Source organism: Actinomadura sp. WMMA1423, assembly GCF_006547145.1.
In the GTDB taxonomy this organism is placed as follows: Bacteria; Actinomycetota; Actinomycetes; order Streptosporangiales; family Streptosporangiaceae; genus Spirillospora.
On the sequence record NZ_CP041244.1, the window covers coordinates 4,591,851 to 4,613,317 of the forward strand.

The window sequence follows — 21,467 nt, forward strand, 5'->3', positions numbered from 1 at the left end:
GCGGCGCGGACACACATCCCATTCGGCGAGGAGAGCGCGATGCGTAAAGTCGTTTCCCGGGACGGCACGACGATCGCTTATGAGAGCGCGGGCGACGGCCCGCCGATCGTCCTCCTCAACGGCGCCTTCCGCGATCACACCATCTTCGACGCGCTCGTGCCCGAACTCGCGCCGCACTGCACCGCCTACGTCTACGACCGGCGCGGGCGGGGGCAGAGCGGCGACTCCCCCGCCTACGCCGTCGAGCGGGAGATCGAGGACCTCGACGCGGTCATCACCGAGGCCGGGGGCGAGGCGGTCGTGTTCGCCGGGTCCTGCGGCGCGAACCTGGCGCTCGAAGCGGCGATGGCCGGCGTCCCGATCACCAAGCTGGCGCTGCACGAGCCTTTCTACCGGGCCGAGGGGTACCCGAAGCCCCCGGCCGGCTACATGGACGACCTGCGGGCCCTGCTGAAGGACGGAAAGCGCGGGGAGGCCGCGGAGAGCTTCCTCACCCGACTGATGGACTTCAGCCCCGAGACGATCGCGGAGTGGCGCCGGACCCCGCTGTGGGCGACGAACGAGGCGAACGCGCACACCCTCGTCTACGACACGGCCATCTGCGGCGACCACTCCGTCCCGGTCGAGCGGCTGGCCGGCCTGCGCACCCCGGCGCTGGTCGTCAACAGCGACGGCACCAGCGACTGGCTGCGCGCGGCGGCCCGGGCGACCGCCGCCGCGCTCCCCAACGGCTGGGGGATGCAGTTGCCCGGCTCATGGCACCGCGTGGACACCGAGATCCTCGGCCGCGTCCTGACCGGTTTCGCCACCACCTGACACGAGCGCCGCGACCCCTGCACGGGCCCGGAACACCCCGTGGCCCGAAGGCCCGGGGTGTTTCGACGGCGCTCTACGCGCCCACGGCCATGAGCCCGCGCTCGTAGTCGCCGAGCCACCGCCGGATGCTGTCGCCGACGGCGAGCATGTCGAGGCGGTAGTGCTCGACCAGCACGCTGCCCTGCGCCATCAGGTCGCGGTGCGCCTGGTCGTCGAGCAGCTCGAACACCTGGGTCACCTCTCCCTTGATGATGAAGAACCCGGCCTCGATCTCGGCGTCGCCGCTGCCGAGCATGAAGGGCTCGAAGTAGGTGAGCCGCCCGTCCGCGACGAGGCCGCGGTAGTGCTCGACGGACTTCTGGAAGAGGTCGAGGGCGTCCTTCTCGCGTCCCGGCCGCGGAGCGCCCCACCTGATCAGAATTCCGGTTTCCATGAATCTCCCCCCGATCTTCCAGCCTGGCCACGCGGGGCCCGCGGCCCCGCGACCACGTCCTTCTTCCACGTCTCTCTCTTCCACCCGAGCACATGACCGGCCCCGGCGGGCAAGGGACGAACGTCCCCCATCCACAGCAGCCCGCACCCGTCCACCTAAAATAATTCGTTGACGAATAATTCTCTAACGAACTACATTGCCTCCATGACCGCACCCGCCGTCGCCCCGGCTCGCCGGGCGGCCGCCCTTGCCCGAGATCTCTGATGGGAGAGCCCTCATGCCCGAACCCCTCACCCCGCGCGAGGTCTTTCTCAAGCTCGTGCACGGCGTCTGCGAGGAACGAGGAGAAGAGATCATCGACCTCTACGCCGAGCGGACGCACGTGGAGCACCCCTTCCATCCGCTCGCGGCGCCCCCGCTGCGGTCTCGCGAGGAACTACGCGCGCACTTCGGCTTCAGCGCGCCTCCCGGCACCTGCACCGGGTACACCCTCCGTCGCCGGCCGATCGGCATCACCGTCCACGAGACCGCGGATCCCGAGGTCATCGTGGCCGAGTTCCGGTACGAGGGGACCGTGGTGGAGACCGGCGAGCCGTTCGGCTACCCGGCGGTCTTCGTCATGCGGGTCCGCGACGGGAAGATCGTCGAATCCCGCGACTACCTCGACCACCTGGGTTCCGCCCGGGCGCGCGGGCAGCTCGGCGACGTCCTCGACGCGGTCGGGGAGCACTACGGCGCCTGACCCGCGAGGCCGGACCCGCGAGAGCGGCAGACCCATGCCGGTCACGCTTCACCGTCGACCAGGAGCCGGGTGGCCCTGGCCCGTGTGGTCAGCGGCGGAACGGGCCGGTCACGCAGCAGGTGATCCCGCCCGTGGACGAGCCGCTGGTACCGCGCTGCGAGGAGAAGTAGAGGCGGTCGCCGGCCGGGGTGAACGCCGGGCCGGTGATCTCCGAGGCGGACTGGCCGTCGACGCGCAGGAACACCGAGATCCCGTCGTCCGGGGTGATCATGCAGATCTCCATGTTTCCGCCGTCCTCCGCGACGTAGAGATCGCCGACCGAGGAGCCGGTGACGTTGTCGACGCCGGTGAGCGGCGCGGTGCCCGGGCCCACCAGGTTGTCGTCGTAGGCCAGCTCGTAGGTGCCGCTCGCGAGGTTCAGCTGCCAGACCCGGTTGTCGCCCTTCGTCGTGAACCACACCGTGTCGTTCGCGTAGTGGCAGCCCTCGCCGCCGTTGAACCGCTTGGCGCCGGAGACCTGGTCGCGGGTGGCGGTCGGCGAGCCGTCCGGGTCCGGGACGTCCGCCCAGGTGAACGACCTGGAGGCGCCCGACCCCGCCACCAGCGCCTGCAGCCTGCCCGCGGAGAGGTCACCCCAGGTGGTGGGGACGAACCGGTAGAGGCAGCCGTCGGTGCGGTCCTCGGTCAGATAGATCGCGCGCCGCACCGGATCGGCCGCGGCGCTCACGCGCGGGTCCCTCAGCGAACCGCGTTGTATGTTGAGCGCGTGACCGATTGATCTTGCCCGGCCCGCCGTCGCCGGGCGGTGGCGGGAGTGAGGCCATGCGGACCACGGGCCGGGGAGCGCCTGACGCCGGGACGCCCTGGGATGAGATCGTCCCGCTGCTCTGGATGGGCGGGCACCACTACCGCGATCCGGCCGGCGTCCTGACGCCGGCCGTCGCGGGCCGCGAGTTCGATCTCGTCATCAGCCTCTACGTGCGCGAGGGCCACGGGCCGGACGGGAATGTCGAGCACCGCCGCCTGGAGATTCCGGACGGCCCGTTGACCACCGAGCAGATCGAGAGGGTCTGCCTCGCTGCGGAACTGGCCGCGGAGTCGGTCCGGCAAGGGCGCCGGGTACTGGTCCGCTGCCATTCCGGCTACAACCGTTCCGGTCTCGTCGTCGCCCAAGCCCTCACACTTCTGGGCTACGGCACCGATGACGCCGTCTTTCTGATCCGGTACCGGCGGTCGAAGTGGGCGCTGAACAACTCCTTGTTCGTGGACTACCTGAACACAGGGCTCGATGTGGCGCTTCTGCTGACGGACCTCGGTTCGGCGGCCGGATGAAGCGGGGCGCGGTCGCGCGCTACGCCGCCGGGTCCCGTCTCGCGAGGACGAGGGCGGCGAGAGCGGTGGCCAGGGCGATCGTGGCGAGCTGGCACGCGATCCCGGGGGCGAGGTGCGCACCGCCGGACGGGTCGAACAGGTGCGTCCAGGCCTGCCAGTAGTGCACGGGGAGGACGACCGTCACGGCGTGGAGCGCGGACTGGCCGTCGAGGATCGTCGCCGCCACCACGAAGGCGATGGCGGTCGCGAGCGCTTCGGCGCCGCGGGGCAGGAGCAGGCCCAGGGTGAAGGCGATCGCGGCGATGCTCAGCATGCAGAGGACGGTGTAGCCGCAGGCGGCCAGGACGCGGGTGATGGCGTCGCCGGCGGTCAGCGGGGGCGCGCCGATGATGTGGAAGGGATGCGGGCCGAAGAGGGCGAGGCCGCTCAGCAGGCCGGCCGCCGGCACGCACGCGGTGGCGGCCAGGGTGGTGATCGCGACCGCGGCGAGCTTGCCGGCCAGCAGCCGCGAGCGCGTGACCGGGGCGACGTAGAGGTAGCGCAGTGTGCCCCAGTCCCGGTCGGCGGATCCGATCGCCGTGGCCAGCAGCGCCACCACGATGGGGAGCAGCAGGGGCGCGATGAACTGCAGGCTCGCGATCGTGTGGTTGAGGGCGGAGTACGTGGCCGCGCCGAACAGGCCGTCCTGGGCGCCGTTGCGGTGCCCCGCATGGGGAGCGGTCGCGAGCGCGGCCGCGACGGGAACGGCGGCAAGGCAGGCGAGCGCCATGAGAGTGCGGACGCGGAGCAGTTGGCTGGTCAGTTCAACGCGCAGCATGCTCGTCGTCTCCTTGGGTCATGGTGAGGAACACGTCTTCCAGCGACCGATTCGCCTGGTGCACCGCGGTGACGCCGATTCCGGCCGTGACCAGCGCGCGGACGAGGTCGCGTGAGGCGGCCCGCGGCGCCGTGACGGTGACCTCGCCGCCTCGCGCCGCGACGGTGGCGACGCCGGGTATCCGCCCCAGGACGGCGGCGGCCCGCTCGCCGTCGTCCACCTCGATGAGGTGGGTGCCGGTGTCGTCCAGCAGGTCGGCGAGTGGTCCGGCGGCGACCAGGCGGCCGCGGTTCATGACGACCACGTGGGTCGCCAGCTGCTGCACCTCGGCCAGCTGATGGCTGGAGACGAGCACCGCCGCCCCTCGTCCGGCCATCTCCCGCAGGTGCTCGCGCAGGGCCCGCACCTCGGCGGGGTCCAGCCCGTTGGCCGGTTCGTCGAGGATCAGCACGTCGGGCGCCCGCATGAGCGCCTGGGCCAGCATCAGCCGCTGCTTCATCCCCGTCGAGTAGCCCTTGACCTTGCGGCCGATCGCCGGGCCGAGCCCCGCGAGGTCGAGCGCGGCGTCCAGCGCGGGTGGCGGCCAGGCGCGCCGGGTCGCCGACCACAGGAGCCTGAGGTTGGCGGCGCCGGACAGGTGGGGCACGAACGCGGGACCGTCGATGAGCACGCCGACTCGGCGGAGCACCGCGCTGCCGAGCCCGACCGGCCGTCCGAGGATCGTCGCGGCGCCGGCGTCCGGCGAGGACAGCCCGACCAGCATCCGCATCGTGGAGGTCTTGCCCGCGCCGTTCGGCCCGAGCAGGCCGCAGATCTGGCCGGCCTCCACGGCGAATCCGAGATCGGTGACGGCCCGCGTGCGCCCGTACCGCTTGGAGAGTCCACGGGCTTGGATCGGTGGTTCCATGGAAGCCATAGTACGCATCACGTAGTACTCATCGCGTAGTACTTGATGCGAAGCATCGCGACGCGTACTACGATCGGATGCCATGCACGGCAACGACGCGCAGATGCTGGTGCTCACCGTCCTCGCGAACGGTCCGCTGCACGGCTACGCCATCAACACGGCGATCGAGCGGCTCACCGGCCGGCGGCTCGGCCCGGGCAGCCTCTACGGAGCGCTGACCCGGCTGGAGGCCAAGAACCTCATCGAGCCGCTGCCCGAGGAGGGCCGCCAGCGCACGCTCCGCCTGACCCCCGAGGGGCGCACCGCCTTGGAGCAGGAGTTGCGGACGATGGCGCACGTCGCCGCCGTCGGGCTGCGCAACCTCGGGGTGCGGACGACATGAGCCTCGCGCCCGTGCTGTTCAGCCTGTATCCCCGTCCCGTCCGCGTGCGGTGGGGCCCCGATCTGGAGGCCGAGATCCGGGACGCCGGCTGGCGCGGCCTGCCCGACACCCTGGCCGGTATCGCCGGCCTGTGGCTGCACCCGGTCGTCTGGCCGGGCGCCTCGCCGCACCGGCGCAGGCTGCGGATGACGACGATGGCCGTGGCGGTCGCCCTCACCTGCTGGTTCGCCTCGCTCGCCACGGTCGAACTGGGTGGCCGGTCCGCGCGGGCGGCGGGGCACGGCCCGCTGATGTCGGCCGGGACGCTGCTGATCCTCGCGGGCCTGGCGCTCCTCGCCCCGCTCCCCGTCCTCCGCACGCTCGGGGCCACGTGCCGGATCGCCGTGGCCCGCCTCGCGGTACCGGCGGCGCTCGGGGCGGGCGTCGTCCTCGCCGTCCACGCGGGCGCCGCCAGCGAGCCGCCCGTGGTGCGGGCGCTCGTCGTCTCCTGCTGGTGGACGGCTCTGGCCCTGGGCGCCGTCCAGTCCTGCCGGACGATCGCCGCCGCCGGATCACAGGTCGTTCCGCCGAGGGCCGGCCGTCTTCGCGCGGGCACGGCCTTCCTGGCCGCGGGAGCGGCGTCCGACGCCGCCGCTCTTCTCGGCCTCCCGCCGAGCGCCGGGCACGACCCGGCGGCGACCGTGACCGGCCTCGCCCTCCTCGCCCCGCTGGCCGCCCTCGGCCTGGTCCTCCGCGACACCCGCCACCTCCCCGCCCACGAGTGACATCCCGGTCGGACGGGCCGGATTTTCGCCAGGGCGATGATCCGTGGCGATGATTTCGGACGGTGGCGGAGGTCTCCAGTCGGACAGGACAGGTAGACCACCACCCAGGAGGGGCCACATGACCGAGGTGAAGCCGGAAGGCGGCGGGCAGACCAGGGCGGGCCTGTGGGCGCTCGTCCACGCCGAACGGGCGGCGCTGGCCGCCGACCTCGCCGACCTGCCCGAGCCCCGGTGGGCGACACCGTCGCTGTGCGCCGGGTTGTCGGTGCGCGAGGTCCTCGCGCACCTCACCGCGGCGGCGAACCTCGGGCCGGCGCGATGGCTGGCGGGCGTGATCCGCTGCCGCTTCGACTTCGACAAGCAGGTGGTGATGCGGCTGAACGAGCAGTTGGGCTCGTCCCCGGCCGAGACCCTGGACAGGTTCGGACGCGCCGTCACCAGCACCGTCAAGCCGCCGCTGCCGATCATGGCGATGCTCGGCGAGACGGTGGTCCACGGCGAGGACATCCGGCGCCCGCTCGGCATCCGCCGGGAGTACCCGATCGCGACGCTCACCCCGCTCGCGGAGTACTACCGGGGCTCCGACCAGGTCGTCCTGGCCAAGGGCCGGATCGAGGGGCTGCGGCTCGCCGCGACCGACGGGCCCTTCGCGACCGGCGCCGGGCCCCTGGTGTCCGGCTCCACACTGGCATTGATCATGGCCATGACGGGACGCGCGGACTACTGTGACGAGCTCGACGGGGACGGTGTCGCGACCCTGCGCGAACGCGGCGCGAAGGGGTGACGGGCCGGACCGTCGGCTCCTCGGCGGTCCGGGTGAGCGGAGCCGTAGGGTTGGAGGGTGTTTTCGGAGCGAGGGCCGTCCCTGCGGGAGCTGGCGGTGCAGGCGCTGTCGTCGGTGGAGCGCGGGTACGACCTGCTCGCCCCCAAGTTCGACCACACGCCCTTCCGCACGCCCGACAGGGTTCTGGACGCCACCGCCGACGCGCTGCGGCCGTTCGGCCCGTTCGGGCAGGGGCTGGACGTGTGCTGCGGGACCGGCGCGGGCATGCGGGTGCTCGGCCCCCTGTGCGAGGGGCGCACCACCGGGGTCGACTTCAGCTCGGGGATGCTCGCGCAGGCGCGGCAAGCGCATCCGGACGCCGCCTGGGTACGCGCCGACGTACGGGACCTGCCCTTCGGTGAGGCCTTCGACCTCGCGGTCACGTTCGGCGCGCTCGGGCACCTGCTCCCCGGCGACCGGCCCGCGCTGTTCGCCGGGGTCTACCGCGCGCTGCGGCCCGGCCGCCTGTTCGCCTTCCCGGTCGGGGCGCCGCCGCCCGTCGCGTCCCGCCTGTACTGGGCGCTGCTCGGGTTCGACGCGGTCATGCGGGTCCGGAACGCCGTCTGGCGTCCCCCGTTCGTCATGTACTACCGGACGTGTCCGCTGCACGCGCTCCGCCGCGACCTCGCGGCGGCCGGATTCGACGTCACGACCGCTCCCCTGACGGCCCTGGGCGTGCGGGAGGACGGCAGCCCGCGGGGGCGGCTCGTCCTGGCGCGCAGACCCGGATCGCGGGACTGACCCCCGCGCTCACCCCGGCTGGGACGGGAGGTCTCGGCGGCGGCGCAGGGGACCCGCCAGGAGGATCAGCCCCGTGAAGGCCAGGCCGCCCGTGGTGATCCACATGGCCTGGCGGACGCCCAGGGCGGTGCCCACGGCCCCGCCAAGGAGCGCGCCGAGGGGGATGGTGCCGTAGCTGACCAGTTGCATGGTCACGGTGATCCGTCCGAGCAGGGCACGGGGGGCGTAGGCCTGGCGGAAGCTGCCCTTGAGGACGTTGCCCGCCGCGACACCCGCGGCGATGACGAACCCGCCCGCGACGGCCGTCAGCAGTCCCGCCCCCTTCGTGGTGAGGGGGATCAGCAGGCCGAACGGGGCCGCGCCGATCTCGGCGGCGAGCATGGTGCGGGCCGATCCGAAGCGGCGGGACGGCACGGGGACCGCGGCCGCGCCGAGGACGGCGCCCAGGCTCGTCGCGGCGGCGAGGACCCCCACCATGCCAGGGGCGACCCCGACCTCGCGGACCAGGAACACGACCAGGATCGACTGGTATCCGAACAGGCAGATGTTGCTGGCGGCCGAGAACAGGGTCAGTACCCGGAGATAGGGGTCACGGGCCACGAACCGGAGGCCCTCGGCGATCTCCTGGCGCAGCGTCCCGCTCCGGACGCGGTCGGGGCGGGCCTCGCGGGTCCGGATCGTCAGGAGGCACAGGGCCGAGACGAGGTAGCTGACCGCGTCGAGAAGGAGGGCGTTCACCGCGCCCGCGAGCTGGGTGACCAGGCCTGCCACGCCAGGACCCCCGACCTGGGCCGCGGCCTCGGTCGCCTGCACCTTGGCGTTCCCTTCGGCCAGTTCGTCGCTGTCCAGCAGGGACGGGAGGTAGACCTGGTAGGCCGTCTGGAAGAACACGCCGGCACAGCCCGCGCCCAGCGCCACGGCCGACAGGTGGGCCATGGTCAGCCGGTCGAGCCAGGCGGCGGCCGGGACGCTGAGGAACAGCAGCAGGGCGGTCAGGTCGCAGGCGACCATCATCGGCCGGCGGGGAAGGCGGTCCACCCAGGCGCCCGCGGGAAGTCCCATGAGCAGCCAGGGCAGCCAGGTGGCGGCGGAGAGCAGCGCCACCCGCAGGGTGCTCGCGTCGAGGGAGGCGACCGCGACCAGCGGCAGCGCCACGCCGGTGACGCTGCTCCCGAGCCTGCCGGTGGCCTGCCCCGTCCAGAGCAGCCGGAAGTCGCGGCGCCGGGCGCGGGGACCGCCGCGCGCCGGGGCGATGACGGTCACGGTTCCGCCGGGACTCCGTGGGCGAAGAGGAAGACGGGCTCGCGGACCTGCCCGTCGTCGGGGACGTCCCGCCGCTCCCACCGTTCGAGCAGCGCGAGGAGCTCCCGCTCCAGTTCACCCAGCTCGGCGGGGGTCAGGTGCAGCCACTTGTCGACGGAGAAGGCCGCCCCGTTCCACGCCCCCCGCTGCTCCCGGACGGCGTGCCACGCGCGGACCAGCCCGATCTGGCGGTCGAGGCCGAGCGAGACCGCGGCGCCCGCCACCGCCTGGCGGGACGGGTCGTCGTCGAAGTCCCCCGTGAGCCAGCGGAGTTCCGGCACGGCCGGCCGCCACCAGCGTTCGCGGCGGTCCCTGGCGAGTTCCGGCGCCTCGACGACCAGGCCCGCCGCGGCGAGCACCTTCACATGGTGGCTGATGTTGGCGACGGCCTGGCCGGTCCGCTCGGCGAGGGCGCTGGCGGTGGACGGGCCGTAGACCTTGAGCACGTCCATGAGTCGGCGGCGGAGCGGATGCGACATCGCTGCCAGCACCCGTGAATCGGTCACCCTGGGCACATCGTCGGAGTTGTCCACGCACCCAATCCTCACATGTGCAAGAACTCTTGTGCAATGTTCATTGCACAACACCTCTTGTGCATGCGGTCGGCGGGTGGCCGATACCGATCACGTCGATGCCGGTCGAAGGCGGAGCAGGCGGGGAATGCTGTGGGGGAGGCGGTCGCGGGTTTGGGGGCGGTCATGCCGGTTCGTGTGGGCGGGATCGAGTTGTTCGCGGGTCCGACGACGCTGGGCGGACCGGACGATCTCGACGCCGTGGTCCGGGAGTTCATCGGCGGGGCGCGGCGCACGCTGCGGATAGCGGTGCAGGAGCTGGACTCCCGCAGCATCGCGGACGCGATCCTGGCCGCGCGGGCGGCCGGGGTGCGGGTGCAGATCATCCTGGAGGGCGACTACCTGCGGGAGGAGCGGCCGCTCGCGGACCCGTGGACGGCGGCGGGCCCCAACGAGGAGAACCGGCTCATCTACGCGGCGCTGCTGCGCGCGGGGGTCGACCTCGTCACCGACCTGAACCCGGCGATCTTCCATCAGAAGTTCATCGTGCGCGACGACGGGGAGTCGACGGCGGCGGTGCTGACCGGGTCGGCGAACTTCACGCTCACCGACACCGGCACCAACCCGCCGGGGACGGGCAAGGGGGGCAAGGCGGGGAACAACCTCAACCACGTGGTCGTGCTGCGGGGGCAGCGGGCCGCGTCCCTCTACCTGGAGGAGTTCCTGCGGATGCGGTCCGGGACGTTCGGGGCCCTGCACGAGCGGGTCGAGGCCCGACCGGCGGAGTTCCAGCTGGGCCGGGTCCGGGTGAAGCCGCTGTTCGCGCCCCGGCACGGGCCCGAGATGGAGATCATGAAGCAGATGCTCAAGGCGTCGGCGAGCGTGGACTTCGCGATGTTCACCTTCGCCCGCTCGTCCGGCATCGACGACACCATGATCCGGCTCGCCCGTTCGCTGCGCATCCGCGGGGTCCTGGACCACGGGCAGGGCGCCCAGGCATGGGCCGCGACCGAGCCGCTGAAGGCCGCCGGGGTGGAGCTGTTCGAGAACAGGCCCGGCACCGGGGTGCGGAAGGTGCACCACAAGCTGATGGTCGTGGACGAGCGGCTGGTGATCGCCGGGAGCTTCAACTACACCGCGCCGGCGACGACGCTGAACGACGAGAACATCATCGTGCTGGGCGACCTGGAGGAGACCCGGGAGGACGCCGAGGCGGGCCAGCGGGCCGTCGCGGCCTACGCGCTCAAGGAGATCGAGCGCATCATCACCGAGCTCTCGCAGCCCGCATAGGGGCTTGGTCATCCCGGGGCACACCCGTCCCAGATTTGCCTCAAGCGGCATTCAAATGCTTTGGCGCCTCGGTTCCCCATTAACCGACAAAGGGGATCTCTCAGCATGAACTTGTAGCTCGATCAGGAGGTCCCATGACGACGAGAATGACCCATGGGGGTCGGACGACCTCGAGGCAGGACTACCAGATCTCCGGATGGCTCGCCTTCGCGGGCATCCTCTCCATCGTGGTGGGGGCGTTCAACGTCATCGACGGTGTGGTGGCCCTGTTCAAGGACAACTACTACGTCGCCAACTCCGGCCAGCTCCTGGTGTTCGACTTCACCGCGTGGGGCTGGTACTGGCTCGTTCTCGGCGCCCTCCAGATCATCATCGGTTTCGGGGTCCTGGCAGGGCAGATGTGGGCGCGGGTGGTCGGCATCGTGTTCGCCTTCCTCGCCGCCCTCGGGCACCTGGCGTTCCTCGCCGCGTTCCCGATCTGGTCGGTCCTGACCATCGCGCTGTGCATCCTGATGATCTACGCGCTCATCGCCCCGGCCCCCGGCGCGAGAGGAGACTGACGCCCCCGCGGGGGCATCGGCGGCGGGCCCCCGGGGCCGTCGAGGCCGCGGCCCGGCCGGACGAGCCCGGGCCGCGCACGGGCATTGGCCGAGGGCGCCACCGGCGCCGGCCCCGCGGCGGTGGCGGCGGGTGAGGACCGCGCTGGCGGACCGGCTGGGAGGCCGCGGCCGGGCCCACGTCGTCGTCCTGATGGCCTGCGTCCTCGCGCTGAACGCGGCGGACGCCGGGGTGATCGGGGCGATCGTCCAGGAGCTGCGGCAGGCCCTGGGCGTCTCCAACACCGAGGTCGGGATCCTGACGGCGGCGCCGGCGGCGGTGGGCGCGGTCGCGACGGTGCCGGTGGGGCAGCTCACCGACCGGGTGCGGCGGGTGCCGCTGCTGGCGGGCAGCGTGGTGCTGTGGAGCCTCGCGATGGTCGTCGGAGGGCTGGCCGACTCCTTCGAGTCGCTGCTGGCGTCGCGGGTGGCGCTGGGCGCGGTGACGGCGACGGCGGGGCCCACGGTGGCGTCACTGATCGGCGACCTGTTCCCGCCGGAGGAGCGGGCCGCGACGTACGGGCGCGTCCTCGCGGGCGAACTGCTCGGCGTCGGGTTCGGGCTCCTCGCGGGCGGCAACATCGCCGCGTTCCTGAGCTGGCGGGTGTCGTTCTGGTTCGTCGCGGCGCTGGGCTTCGTCCTCGCCGCGCTGCTGTGGTGGATGCTGGCCGAGCCGGAGCGCGGCGCGCAGGCGCCCTCCGGCAGGCGGGAGGAGGAGCTCGCGCAGCGGCAGGTGCGCGAGGCGGGCGTGGAACCGGACCCGAGGAACGTCCTCACCTCCGACCCCGAGCGGCTGACTCTGCTCCAGGCGGCGCGGCACGTGCTCGCCATCCGGACGAACGTGATCATCATCCTGGCGTCCGCGGCCGGCTACTTCTTCTTCTCCGGACTGCGCACGTTCGGGATGGTCTTCATGCTGGAGCGGTACGCGGTCGGGCGGGGCGGGCTGTCGGCGTTCCTGCCGGTCGTGGGGCTGGCCGCGCTCGCCGGGGTGCTGGTCGGCGGGCGGCTGTCCGACCGGCTCCTGCGCGGCGGCGCGCTGAACGCGCGGGTCGACGTGCCGTGCGCGGCGTTCGCCGCGGCGGCGCTGCTGTTCCTTCCCGGCCTGCTCACCGAGCGGGCACTGATCGCGCTGCCGCTGTTCGCGCTCGCCGCCGCCGCGCTCGCCGCCGCGAACCCTCCGCTGGACGCGGTGCGGCTGGACGTCGTCCACTTCCGCCTGTGGGGGCGCGCGGAGGCCATCCGGACGATCGTGCGCATGTCGGGGGAGGCGGCGGCGCCGGTGCTGTTCGGCTGGCTGTCCGGGGTGCTCGGGGACGGCCGGGAGTCGGCGGTCGGCCTGGACCGGGTGTTCCTGCTGGCGCTGCTGCCGCTGCTGGCCAACGGCCTGCTGCTGCTCGGGGCTCGGCGCACCTATCCGCGGGACGTGGCGTCGGCCCTGGAGTCCGAACGCCGCTACGGCGGCGGCCGAAGCTGACGCCGCCCCTTCACCGCCTGCTCCTCATAGCCGGTCCTGCCCCCGAGCCGCCCGCTCATCCGTCATTCGTCGTCCTTCGGCGGTTCGTTCAGGACGCGGTAGCGGTCGAGGATGCGTTCGAGCTCGCGGCGGTCGCGCTTGGTGGGACGGCCGGCGCCGCGATCGCGGCGTCCGACCGGGATGAGCGCCTCGCGCGGCGGCGGGGGCGGGCTCTTGTCGACCAGGCACTCCTGGGCGACGGGCGCCCCGACCCGCTTGCGGACGATCTTCTGCACGACGACGATCCGCTCCCGCCCGTCGTGGCGGAGCCGGACGGTGTCGCCGGGCCTGACCACGGTGGACGGCTTGGCGCGCTCGTCGTTCACGCGGACATGGCCCGCCCGGCACGCCGTCGTCGCCATCGAGCGGGTCTTCAGCAGCCGCACGGACCAGATCCACAGATCGACCCGCACGGACCCCTCATCGCCCATGCGTCCATGATGTCACTCCGGCCGTATTGTCACCTCGGCCTTTTCGTCCACCGGGCCCCTGCCGCCGCTCCCGCCGCCGCCGCTCCCGCCACGCGGTCACTTCGGCTCGGGGATGCGCTGCGCGCTGATCCACGCGTCGGCGCGCTCCCAGTTCTCGTAGAGCCAGCGGACGCGGGCGTCGCGGCCGCCGGGGATCTCCTCGGCGGGGACGCGCCACCAGCGGGCCTGGACGGGGGCGGTCAGGGGGACGCGCCGCCAGATGTCCCCGGCGGTGGCCATGTGGTCGAGCCCGCAGTGCGCGACGAACACCACGTCGGCGGTGGGGGCCGACTCGAGCGCGGCCAGCACGCCGCCGGGGCGCGGCGGCATGACGTTGCGCATCGCGGCGGCGCGGGTCGCCTCGTCCGCGCGCTTCATCCGGGTCAGCCGGCGGATCGCGCGGCGGCGGCGCTCCGGCGAGAAGTTGCCGCCCTCCGGGAAGATCAGCAGCGCCTCGCGGTCGGCGAGGCCCTCGGCGAGCCGGCCCACGTCCTCGGCGGCGCCGCCCCCCGGAGCGACGAACACGTTGGGCACCCGGTTGGCGACGATGTCGATGCAGGGGTCGAACTGGAGCAGCGCCTTCATGACCACGCGGGGCCGCCGCCGGTACTCGCTCAGCAGGTGGTGGACGATCAGGAGCGCGTCGCCCGGTCCGGCGTGCCGGCTGAGCACGATGAGGGGGCGGTCGCCGCCGGAGCCGTCCCACGTCCCGTCCACCTCGATGCTCAGGCCGAGCCTGCGCTGTGCCGAGGCGTAGAGGGCGCCGACGTAGCGGCCGATGATGTCGTAGTGCCGGTCGTCGTGGGCGCGGCCGCGGATCCACAGCCATCCGCATTCGAGGACGGCGACCGTCTCGCGGGCCCCCCAGGTGAGGGTGAACCACAGCAGGCGCAGGGCGCGCTTGCGCTCGCGCCCGCCCAGGTACGCCACCACGTAGCCGATCGGGAAGAGCACGACGACCAGGAGGGTCAGGACGAACAGCAGGGGCGTGCACACCAGGCGGCGCACGAAACGGGGTGGCAGCATCTCACGCTCGTTCTTTCAGGTACTCCAACGATGCCTGATAGGCGCGTTCGATGTGACCCCTGATTCCGGACGCGTTCCGGTAACGGACCTGGGTGAGGTCGACTCCGGCCTTCTGCGACCTCGCCCCCGCGGGCAGGACGTGGACGGACAGGCCCGCCGGGAGGGTCGCCATCTCCTCGAAGAACCGGTGCCGGCGCGCGATCTCGAACGCGACGAGGCCGACCTCCCAGGGCCGGCGCGGGGGCGCGAGGTCGCGTTCGATCCGGCCGACGTGCAGGACGTAGATCTCGGTGGCGCCGAGCATGACGGCCCGGCTGACCGGGATGCTGTGGACGAGCCCGCCGTCGTAGTAGTGCCGGTCCCCGATCCGGACGGGCGGCAGCAGGCCCGGGGCGGCGGACGACGCGAGCACCGCCGGGAGCAGCGGGCCCTCGGTGAACCAGTGCGCCATCGCGGTCTCGATCCCGGCGGCGACGCACTGGAACTGGACCTCCAGCTCCTCGAACGACGGGACGGGAAGCAGCTCGTCCAGCATGCGGCGCAGCGGCTCGTTCGAGTGCAGGTGCGTGCCGGAGCGGGCGAGCCGCCACAGCCGGGCGAGGACGGGTGAGCCGAACACGTCGCGGACGGACTCGTCCGACCAGAGGCTGGTGAGCCGCTCGACCGCGGCGTCGGGCCCGGCCGCGACCAGCACGCCGTTGAGCGCCCCGATGGAGGTCCCGACGACGAGGTCGGGGCGCACGCCGGTCTCCCGCAGCGCCCTGAGCATGCCGACCTCGTGCGCGCCGAGCACGCCTCCGCCCCCGAGGACGAACGCCACCCGCGGCTCCCGTTCCACCCGCTCTCCCTTCGCGCGAGCTCGCCGCGCGCCCTGCCTCCCGGGCGCTGGAGGCAGCTTCACCCGTGCGGACCCGGATAAACGGGACCAGGACCCACAAGCTCCCCGACCTGCGTGACCGTGCCATGGGCGCGGCACCCGGCGCGGTTTCGGACGAGCCGGGTCGACGACGACGCTACCCGTGTCACCTGGAGGCGTGCACCTGCCGGCATGCCGGGCCGGCCCGCCGAGCCGACGCACTCGGCGGACCTTGGCAGAGCACCGGCGGGAGCCGCGGCCGGGGAGGGTCGGCCGCCCTGGGGTGGGGCGGGCGGCCGGCCCTCGGCGGGGACGCCCGTCAGTGGTGGGCGCGGGTCTTCAGGCCGTAGCCGTAGGGGAACAGCGGCCGGTAGTTCCGGTCACCGACGTTGATCGGCTCCTGGCCCTCGCTGGTGGGCCAGGTCACCGACAGCCTGCCGGTGAACGGACGCTTGCCGAACAGGACGTCCGCGACGCCCGCGCCCTCGCTGCCGGGCAGCCAGGACATGACGAACGCGTCCATCTTCTGCAGCCGGTCGGTGACGATCTGCGGACGTCCCGCGACGTCCAGGACGACGCACGTCCTGATCGCGGAGCAGACCTTGTCGATCGCGGCCTTGTCGGCGTCGGACAGGTTCAGCGTGTGCCCGTTGCCGACGTCGCCGACGCCCTCCGCGTACGGGGTCTCGCCGACCACCACGACGCCGACGTCGCTGCCGGCCGTCGGCGCGGAGGCGTCCTCGCTGTAGGTGACGTGGGACGAGTTCTGCTTGATGCCGTCCAGGATCGTCGTGCCCGGGATGATGTCGCCGGACTGCCCCTGCCACGTGAGCGTCCAGCCGCCGGCCTGGTTGCCGATGTCGTCGGCGTTGGTCCCGGCCACGTAGATCCGCTGGTTCTTCTTCAGCGGCAGCGCGTCGCCGGAGTTCTTCAGCAGGACCTGCGACTTGGCGACGGCCTCGCGGGCGACCGCGCGGTGCTGCGGCGACCCGATCGTCTTGGCGTTGCTCCGGTCGGTGTAGGGGTGCTCGAACAGGCCGAGCTCGAACTTGGCCTTCAGGATGCGGCCGACCGCGTCGTCGATCCGCGTCATCGGCACGCGTCCCGCCTGCACCTCCGCCAGCAGCGTCTGGACGAACTGGGGCGCGCTGTAGGGCTCCATGAACATGTCCATGCCGGCGTTCACGGACGTGCGGACCTGCGTGGCGTAGTCGCCCGGGATCTGGTGGATGGCCTCCCAGTCGCTGATGAGGAAGCCGTCGAACCCGACCTTCTTCTTGAGGACGTCGGTCAGCAGCTCCTTGCTCGCGCTCATCTTGACCGGGTTGCCGACGCCGTCCTCCTTCCAGTCCACGCTGGAGAACGACGGCATGATGCTGCCGACGCCGTACTTCTTGACCGCCACGACGTAGGGGGCGAGGTCGACTTCGGCGAAGTGCTTGCGGTCGGTGACGGTGACACCCTGGTCGATCGTGTACGTCCCGCTGGTGGACGAGCCGAACAGCGTGTCGCCGTCCCCTGCGTAGTGCTTGGCGGACGCCAGGACATGCCGGTTCGTGGCCAGGTCGCTCTTGCGACGCCCCTGGAAGCCCTCCAGGCCGGTCTCCATCTGGATGACGAGCCGCGGGTCCTCGCCGAAGCTCTCGTATGCGCGTCCCCAGCGCAGGTCACGGGTGACGCAGACGCAGGGAGCGAACGCCCACTGGGGTCCGGTCGCCCTCGTCTCGATGGCCGTGATCTCCTCTTCCCGGCGGACGAGGCCGGGGTCGCGGGTCGCGCCCATCGCCATGTTGTGCGGGAAGACGGTGGCGCCGACGAGGTTGTTGTGGCCGTGCACCGAGTCGACCCCGTACAGCAGCGGGATCTTCAGGCGGGTGGCGAGCGCCTTGGACTGGTAGGCGTCGACCATGTCCGCCCAGCCCGCGGGGGTGTTGTCGGCCGGCACCGAGCCGCCGCCGGACAGCACCGACCCGAGGGCCAGCGCGGTGATCTGGTCGCGGTCGCCGTCGATGGCGCCGCGCTCGGCCTGCGTCATCTGGCCGACCTTCTCCTGCGGCGTCATGCGGCCGAGCAGGTCCTTCACCCGCTCGGCGACGGGCAGCCGGGAGTTCAGGTACGGGGCCCGCTGGGGCGGCTCGGCCAGCGCGGGCTGCGCCGCCAGGGCCGACGGCAGGGCGGCGACGGTCGCGAGCGCGACCAGTGATCGCCCGATCCGGGTGGCGATGACACGTCTGTGGGAGTGCGGCAACTCGTCCCTCCTGGGTCGCTCCGAAGGACGCCGCGCGGCCCGGCGGACCGCGCGCGGCCGGACGCCGGGGTCATGGCTCGCCCGGACGGCCATGACCCCTGCGCCGGCGACGTCCACCCTGGAACCTCCCCCGGCGCCCCGGAAGCTGTCAATGGATCTTCACAGGCCCGACCACCGCCTTGTGGAAAACATGGAAGAGGGCTTGACGAGGGCTTCGTTCACAGTCGCTTCACGGACCGGACCGAGCCGAACGGGCGGACAGGCCCCCGCCCCTGCTCACCCGGCCACCGAGCCTCCACGCGCAGGAACGACTCCTTGCCGCGCGGGCGCCCGCCCTCGGCGCGCGAGGACGGCGCCTCGCCGCACAGGGCGGCTGGACACGAAAGTCGAGCGGCCCGTCACGGCCGCGTCGCAGCTCCCACCCCCGTTGGCCGAACCCGGCCACACCCTCCCGCGCGGGCCGGGCCCCCAAGGGCCCTCCTCCCGCAGAGCGCCTGCCGCGCGGGACACCGGGTTCGTGCTGGGCGGAACCGTGCCGCGCGGGACACCGGGTTCGTGCTGGGCCGGAACACCGGGACGGGCGCCCCGCCGGCCGGCGGGTGAGAATCGGCCGGCGGGGCGCGCCGCCATCCGGGGTGGCTCAGGCTCGGGTCACGCGGACGGGCCGCCCTCCCCGCGCTCCTCCACGTGGGGCCCGCGGGCACCGTCGTCGCGCGTGACCTCGATGCGCTCCTTGCGGAGCTCGCCGCGCACGGTCTGCTCGTCCTGCACCTGCTCGGTGCGGAGCCGCACGCGCTCGACCGGCACGGTCTCCTTGGCGATGACCGGGCGCTCCTCGTAGAGGATGATCTCCTGGTCCGCCTCGGAGATGGTCAGCTTCGGGTCCGGGCTGCCGCCCGCGATCGGCTCGCGGTCGATGCGGATCTCCTCGTGCGACACCGGGATCGTCTGCTCGACCATCTCGGTCTCGATCCACTTGCGCACCCGGACGCGTCCGGCCTCGTGCCGCTCGGTGCCGATGCGCATCTGCTCCTCGGACCGGGTGATCTCGGTCATCGGCGCCTCAGCGCCCTCGCGCGCCGACTGGGGCGGCATGGTCTGCCCGCCGGCCCCGCCGCGCCTGCCGCGCTCGGGATGCACGGCCATGCCCGCGGCGCCCGTCGGTCCCGAACTCGCAGCTGGCCCAGTGGGTCCGGTGCTTCCAGTGGGTCCGGCGCTTCCGGCAGGTCGAGCGCTCCCAGCGGGACGGGCGCTTTCGGCAGGCCGGTCGCTTCCGGCGGGACGCGCGCTCCCGGCAGGGCGCTCTCTGGCGGTGTCCTTCGCCGGGGCGGTGCCCGCGGCGCCGGCGGCCGCGCTCGTCTCGGTGGTGCCGGTCGTGCGCGCGCTCTCGGACGTGTCCGTCTCCGCCTCCCCGCCCTCGCGGCGGCCGGCCGGGGGGCGCACGCCATAGTGCCTGTACAGATCCACGATCTGCGCATGCGACAGGTGCTCGTCGGCATCGACGTTCGGCGCGCCCTTGATCGTCTCCTTCTCGTAGGGGACCATCAGCGCGTCCTGGGCCTTGCGGGCCCCGGCCAGCGGCACGAAACTCTCGCGCATCCCGAACCAGCCGGTGTGCACGGTCACCCACTCCGGGGAGCCGGAATCGTCGTTCAGGTAGACCTGCTTGACCGTGCCGACCTTCGTCCCATGGGTGTCGGTCACGCTCATGCCCATGAGCTCCCGCACCTGTGTCTGCGTCTGCACGTTGAGCACCTCCGCTTCCGTGAACGCTCCCGGACGGCGGGGGGACGGGGGGAGGTGGTGCCCGCCACTCGGTAGCGGTGTTCTGTTTGATCCTAAGTTGCCGCATTACCTGCTGCTTTTCCGGATAGTGTCGTTATAAACGTGTTTACAGAACCATGGGGAACAATCTACCGAATTCTTGCGATGCTCCCCAGCGTCACTCACCCACCATTTCCGACATATATCCCCGAAGCATCTCATTTGCGAATGGCGCCTTTGTCAATATGGTGATCATTTTATCCGGGTGCGGTTTTCCCCGTCCCGCTCCGCGCGAAGACTGCGAGGGACGTTCCCGAACACGCGGAGAAACTGAGATGCGCGACATTTCACGGGCGGCCCGGAGGCCGTGGGCGGCGCCCGCCGCGATGGTGACCGCGGCGGCCGCCGTCCTGGCGTGCACGGCTTTCACGGGGGCCGGGGCCGCCCCGGTCCGGCGCCCGCCCACCTGGTGCAGGCCGGGCGAGACGCTCACCGCCCGCGCGATGCCGCAGAAGATCAAGATCGCCGAGTGCGATCTGCGCGGCCGGACGGTGCGCGGCGCGGACGGGCTCACCGCGGTCGTCCCGTCCGACGGGACCTCCCTGGTGGCGCACGCCCTGCGCACCGACGGCGCCGCCGAACTGCGCATCGAGGTGGACGACCGGGCGGGTGAGATCACCATCGGCACGCAGGGCGGCCGGACGCCGGAGGGCAGGCCGCGCCAGTTCCGGGCGCCGGCGAACGCCTGCCGGGACGGCGCGTACCGTCCCGAACCCAGCAAGTGGCCGAAGGGCACCGCCGTCCAGTGGGGCTACTACGCGGGTGCGGCCGGGCTGCCGAGGGGCCCCGTCACCTCCGGCGTCGCCAACATGACCGGCGCCCGGACCGACTGCACGGGCTCGGGCCGCTTCACACCGGCGCCTGGAGTGACCGCGCGCTACGCAGGGGAGAGCAACCGGCCGCCGAACGTGACGGGCGCCGCCGCCTGCGGGACCCGGGACCGGGTCAACACGTTCGGCTGGCTGGCCATGCCGGAGGCGGAGGCCCCGATCCTCGCGGCGACGTGCGCGTGGTTCAGGGGCCCCACGACGGTCGAGACGGACATGGCGATACAAGCGCGCGGCAAGCGGTGGTGGACGGGCGGGACCTGCCCGGCCGGGAGCTACTCCGCCGAGGCGGTCGCGACCCATGAGGCGGGGCACGTCTTCGGCCTCGCCCACGTCGGGGGCGCCGAGCACACGGGGCTCACGATGACGCCGTTCCTCGCGTCCTGCGACGACGGGCCCGCCACGCTCGGCAAGGGCGACCACGACGGGCTGATCGCGCTCTACGGCGGACGCTGAGCGGCGGCGAGCCGCGCGCGCCGTCCCAGCGTCCGGCCGCGGGCGGGCGCGGCGCCGGGGTCAGCCCTTGGAGTCGATCTTGCCGACGACGACCAGGCGGTGCCGGTCCGACCCCTTGGGCGTGCAGGTGATGAGCGTGACGTACCTGCCGTTGGGGACGCTGGCCCGCTTGAACGGCACCGCCTCCAGGGCCCGCCGGTCCCGGGGGTCGATGACGCGCTTGGTCCGCACCCGGTACACATAGGTCCTGCGGCCGACGCGCAGGATGATCCGGTCGCCGCGGCGCATCCTGTCGAGCCGGTTGAACGGGTGCAGCCAGGTCGTGCGGTGGCCGAGCAGGACGGCGTTGCCCTCCTGGCCGGGAAGCGCCGTCCCCGGGTAGTGGCCGACGCCGCGCCGCAGCACCGCCTGGCCGACGCCCTGCCTGACGCCGATCTTCAGGCGCATCCGCCTGATCCGGATCTGCGCGATCACCGCGCCGATCCGCGGCCGACCCGCAGCGACCACCCCAGGACCGGCGACAGCCGCCGAACCGGCGACAGCCGCCGAACCGGCGACAGCCGCCGAACCGGCGACGACCGCCGGGACGGCCCGCGCCCCGGCGACACCGAGGACGGACACGGCGCAGCACGCGGCGAGAACGACCGCGCACAGGGCCCTTCGGTCGAGCATGGTTCCCTCTCCATCGATCGGAGCAGTGCCCGCATGAGCTGGCACGGGGCTCATGTGCCGGCAGGGGAAGGGGCGACACGTCTGCCGCCCCTTCCCCGCCGTTCGTCGGCCGTGG

General features: G+C 72.8%; 23 protein-coding genes. 11 read left to right on the forward strand and 12 right to left on the reverse strand.

Features of this window, described 5'->3' with window-relative positions; genetic code table 11:
• The first annotated feature begins 39 nt into the window (after nucleotides 1-39).
• A complete protein-coding gene (locus tag FKD65_RS21125; protein WP_141579128.1) occupies nucleotides 40-816 on the forward strand; it encodes an alpha/beta fold hydrolase in 777 nt (258 codons plus the stop codon).
• Nucleotides 817-889: 73 nt separating this feature from the next.
• On the opposite strand, the gene FKD65_RS21130 is transcribed toward FKD65_RS21125, so the two are convergent.
• Nucleotides 890-1,249, reverse strand: coding sequence for a hypothetical protein (locus FKD65_RS21130; RefSeq protein ID WP_141579129.1), 360 nt, complete (start codon nucleotides 1,247-1,249; stop codon nucleotides 890-892).
• Nucleotides 1,250-1,526: 277 nt separating this feature from the next.
• Here FKD65_RS21130 and FKD65_RS21135 point away from each other — a divergent pair, with 277 nt between their 5' ends.
• Nucleotides 1,527-1,991 carry a nuclear transport factor 2 family protein gene (locus FKD65_RS21135; protein ID WP_141579130.1) on the forward strand — a complete coding sequence of 155 codons (465 nt, stop codon included), beginning with the start codon at nucleotides 1,527-1,529 and terminating at the stop codon, nucleotides 1,989-1,991.
• A gap of 88 nt (nucleotides 1,992-2,079) precedes the next feature.
• Here the strand turns inward: FKD65_RS21135 and FKD65_RS21140 are convergent, their stop codons facing one another.
• Nucleotides 2,080-2,718, reverse strand: coding sequence for a PhoX family protein (locus FKD65_RS21140; RefSeq protein ID WP_240810263.1), 639 nt, complete (start codon nucleotides 2,716-2,718; stop codon nucleotides 2,080-2,082).
• 95 nt (nucleotides 2,719-2,813) lie between these two features.
• Here FKD65_RS21140 and FKD65_RS21145 point away from each other — a divergent pair, with 95 nt between their 5' ends.
• A complete protein-coding gene (locus FKD65_RS21145; RefSeq protein ID WP_141579131.1) occupies nucleotides 2,814-3,323 on the forward strand; it encodes a dual specificity protein phosphatase family protein in 510 nt (169 codons plus the stop codon).
• A 19-nt stretch (nucleotides 3,324-3,342) separates the two neighbouring features.
• Here FKD65_RS21145 and FKD65_RS21150 read toward each other — a convergent pair whose 3' ends face one another.
• Together FKD65_RS21150 and FKD65_RS21155 are read right to left on the reverse strand one after the other, a co-directional pair.
• Nucleotides 3,343-4,140: an ABC transporter permease gene (locus FKD65_RS21150; RefSeq protein ID WP_141579132.1), complete on the reverse strand. Its 798-nt coding sequence runs from the start codon at nucleotides 4,138-4,140 to the stop codon at nucleotides 3,343-3,345.
• Entirely contained in the window at nucleotides 4,127-5,047 is a 921-nt protein-coding gene (locus FKD65_RS21155) for an ABC transporter ATP-binding protein (RefSeq protein WP_168221129.1), read from the reverse strand. The genes FKD65_RS21150 and FKD65_RS21155 overlap by 14 nt, the downstream gene beginning before the upstream one ends.
• 82 nt (nucleotides 5,048-5,129) lie before the next feature.
• Between FKD65_RS21155 and FKD65_RS21160 the strand changes: the two genes are divergently transcribed.
• From FKD65_RS21160 to FKD65_RS21175, 4 genes are all read left to right on the forward strand, one after another.
• The gene (locus tag FKD65_RS21160; protein WP_141579134.1) at nucleotides 5,130-5,429 is read left to right on the forward strand and encodes a PadR family transcriptional regulator; all 300 of its coding nucleotides are present in this window, start codon (nucleotides 5,130-5,132) and stop codon (nucleotides 5,427-5,429) included.
• Entirely contained in the window at nucleotides 5,426-6,193 is a 768-nt protein-coding gene (locus tag FKD65_RS21165; protein ID WP_141579135.1) for a hypothetical protein, read from the forward strand. Before FKD65_RS21160 ends, FKD65_RS21165 begins: the two co-directional genes overlap by 4 nt.
• A 118-nt stretch (nucleotides 6,194-6,311) precedes the next feature.
• Entirely contained in the window at nucleotides 6,312-6,977 is a 666-nt protein-coding gene (locus FKD65_RS21170; RefSeq protein ID WP_141579136.1) for a maleylpyruvate isomerase family mycothiol-dependent enzyme, read from the forward strand.
• A 57-nt stretch (nucleotides 6,978-7,034) separates the two neighbouring features.
• The gene (locus FKD65_RS21175) at nucleotides 7,035-7,757 is read left to right on the forward strand and encodes a class I SAM-dependent methyltransferase (RefSeq protein WP_141579137.1); all 723 of its coding nucleotides are present in this window, start codon (nucleotides 7,035-7,037) and stop codon (nucleotides 7,755-7,757) included.
• A 9-nt stretch (nucleotides 7,758-7,766) separates the two neighbouring features.
• On the opposite strand, the gene FKD65_RS21180 is transcribed toward FKD65_RS21175, so the two are convergent.
• On the reverse strand, nucleotides 7,767-9,020 hold the full coding sequence (locus FKD65_RS21180) for an MFS transporter (RefSeq protein ID WP_141579138.1): 1,254 nt from the start codon (nucleotides 9,018-9,020) through the stop codon (nucleotides 7,767-7,769).
• Complete coding sequence (locus FKD65_RS21185; RefSeq protein ID WP_205718754.1) at nucleotides 9,017-9,565, reverse strand: helix-turn-helix transcriptional regulator; 549 nt, start codon at nucleotides 9,563-9,565, stop codon at nucleotides 9,017-9,019. The genes FKD65_RS21180 and FKD65_RS21185 overlap by 4 nt, the downstream gene beginning before the upstream one ends.
• A gap of 192 nt (nucleotides 9,566-9,757) precedes the next feature.
• Between FKD65_RS21185 and FKD65_RS21190 the strand changes: the two genes are divergently transcribed.
• The 3 genes from FKD65_RS21190 (at nucleotide 9,758) to FKD65_RS21200 (ending at nucleotide 12,934) form a co-directional block, all read left to right on the forward strand.
• Nucleotides 9,758-10,861 carry a phosphatidylserine/phosphatidylglycerophosphate/cardiolipin synthase family protein gene (locus FKD65_RS21190; protein WP_168221130.1) on the forward strand — a complete coding sequence of 368 codons (1,104 nt, stop codon included), beginning with the start codon at nucleotides 9,758-9,760 and terminating at the stop codon, nucleotides 10,859-10,861.
• Nucleotides 10,862-10,995: 134 nt separating this feature from the next.
• Nucleotides 10,996-11,421, forward strand: coding sequence for a hypothetical protein (locus tag FKD65_RS21195; RefSeq protein ID WP_141579140.1), 426 nt, complete (start codon nucleotides 10,996-10,998; stop codon nucleotides 11,419-11,421).
• A gap of 130 nt (nucleotides 11,422-11,551) precedes the next feature.
• Nucleotides 11,552-12,934 (forward strand): MFS transporter, encoded by a 1,383-nt coding sequence (locus FKD65_RS21200; RefSeq protein WP_141579141.1) that lies wholly within the window; start codon nucleotides 11,552-11,554, stop codon nucleotides 12,932-12,934.
• Between the two features lie 62 nt (nucleotides 12,935-12,996).
• Here FKD65_RS21200 and FKD65_RS21205 read toward each other — a convergent pair whose 3' ends face one another.
• The 5 genes from FKD65_RS21205 to FKD65_RS21225 all read right to left on the reverse strand — a co-directional run bounded on the left by FKD65_RS21205 (nucleotide 12,997) and on the right by FKD65_RS21225 (nucleotide 19,319).
• Entirely contained in the window at nucleotides 12,997-13,404 is a 408-nt protein-coding gene (locus FKD65_RS21205; RefSeq protein WP_141579142.1) for an RNA-binding S4 domain-containing protein, read from the reverse strand.
• 96 nt (nucleotides 13,405-13,500) lie between these two features.
• The gene (locus FKD65_RS21210) at nucleotides 13,501-14,469 is read right to left on the reverse strand and encodes a 1-acyl-sn-glycerol-3-phosphate acyltransferase (RefSeq protein ID WP_141579143.1); all 969 of its coding nucleotides are present in this window, start codon (nucleotides 14,467-14,469) and stop codon (nucleotides 13,501-13,503) included.
• 1 nt (nucleotide 14,470) lies between these two features.
• The gene (locus FKD65_RS21215; RefSeq protein ID WP_240810264.1) at nucleotides 14,471-15,307 is read right to left on the reverse strand and encodes a patatin-like phospholipase family protein; all 837 of its coding nucleotides are present in this window, start codon (nucleotides 15,305-15,307) and stop codon (nucleotides 14,471-14,473) included.
• A 337-nt stretch (nucleotides 15,308-15,644) separates the two neighbouring features.
• Nucleotides 15,645-17,573: a glycoside hydrolase family 3 protein gene (locus FKD65_RS21220; RefSeq protein ID WP_240810265.1), complete on the reverse strand. Its 1,929-nt coding sequence runs from the start codon at nucleotides 17,571-17,573 to the stop codon at nucleotides 15,645-15,647.
• Between the two features lie 651 nt (nucleotides 17,574-18,224).
• Entirely contained in the window at nucleotides 18,225-19,319 is a 1,095-nt protein-coding gene (locus FKD65_RS21225) for a DUF2382 domain-containing protein (RefSeq protein ID WP_141579144.1), read from the reverse strand.
• Between the two features lie 353 nt (nucleotides 19,320-19,672).
• On the opposite strand from FKD65_RS21225, the gene FKD65_RS21230 reads away from it, so the two are divergent.
• The gene (locus tag FKD65_RS21230; protein WP_168221131.1) at nucleotides 19,673-20,680 is read left to right on the forward strand and encodes a matrixin family metalloprotease; all 1,008 of its coding nucleotides are present in this window, start codon (nucleotides 19,673-19,675) and stop codon (nucleotides 20,678-20,680) included.
• Nucleotides 20,681-20,740: 60 nt separating this feature from the next.
• Here the strand turns inward: FKD65_RS21230 and FKD65_RS21235 are convergent, their stop codons facing one another.
• Entirely contained in the window at nucleotides 20,741-21,352 is a 612-nt protein-coding gene (locus FKD65_RS21235; protein WP_141579146.1) for a class E sortase, read from the reverse strand.
• Nucleotides 21,353-21,467: the final 115 nt, after the last annotated feature.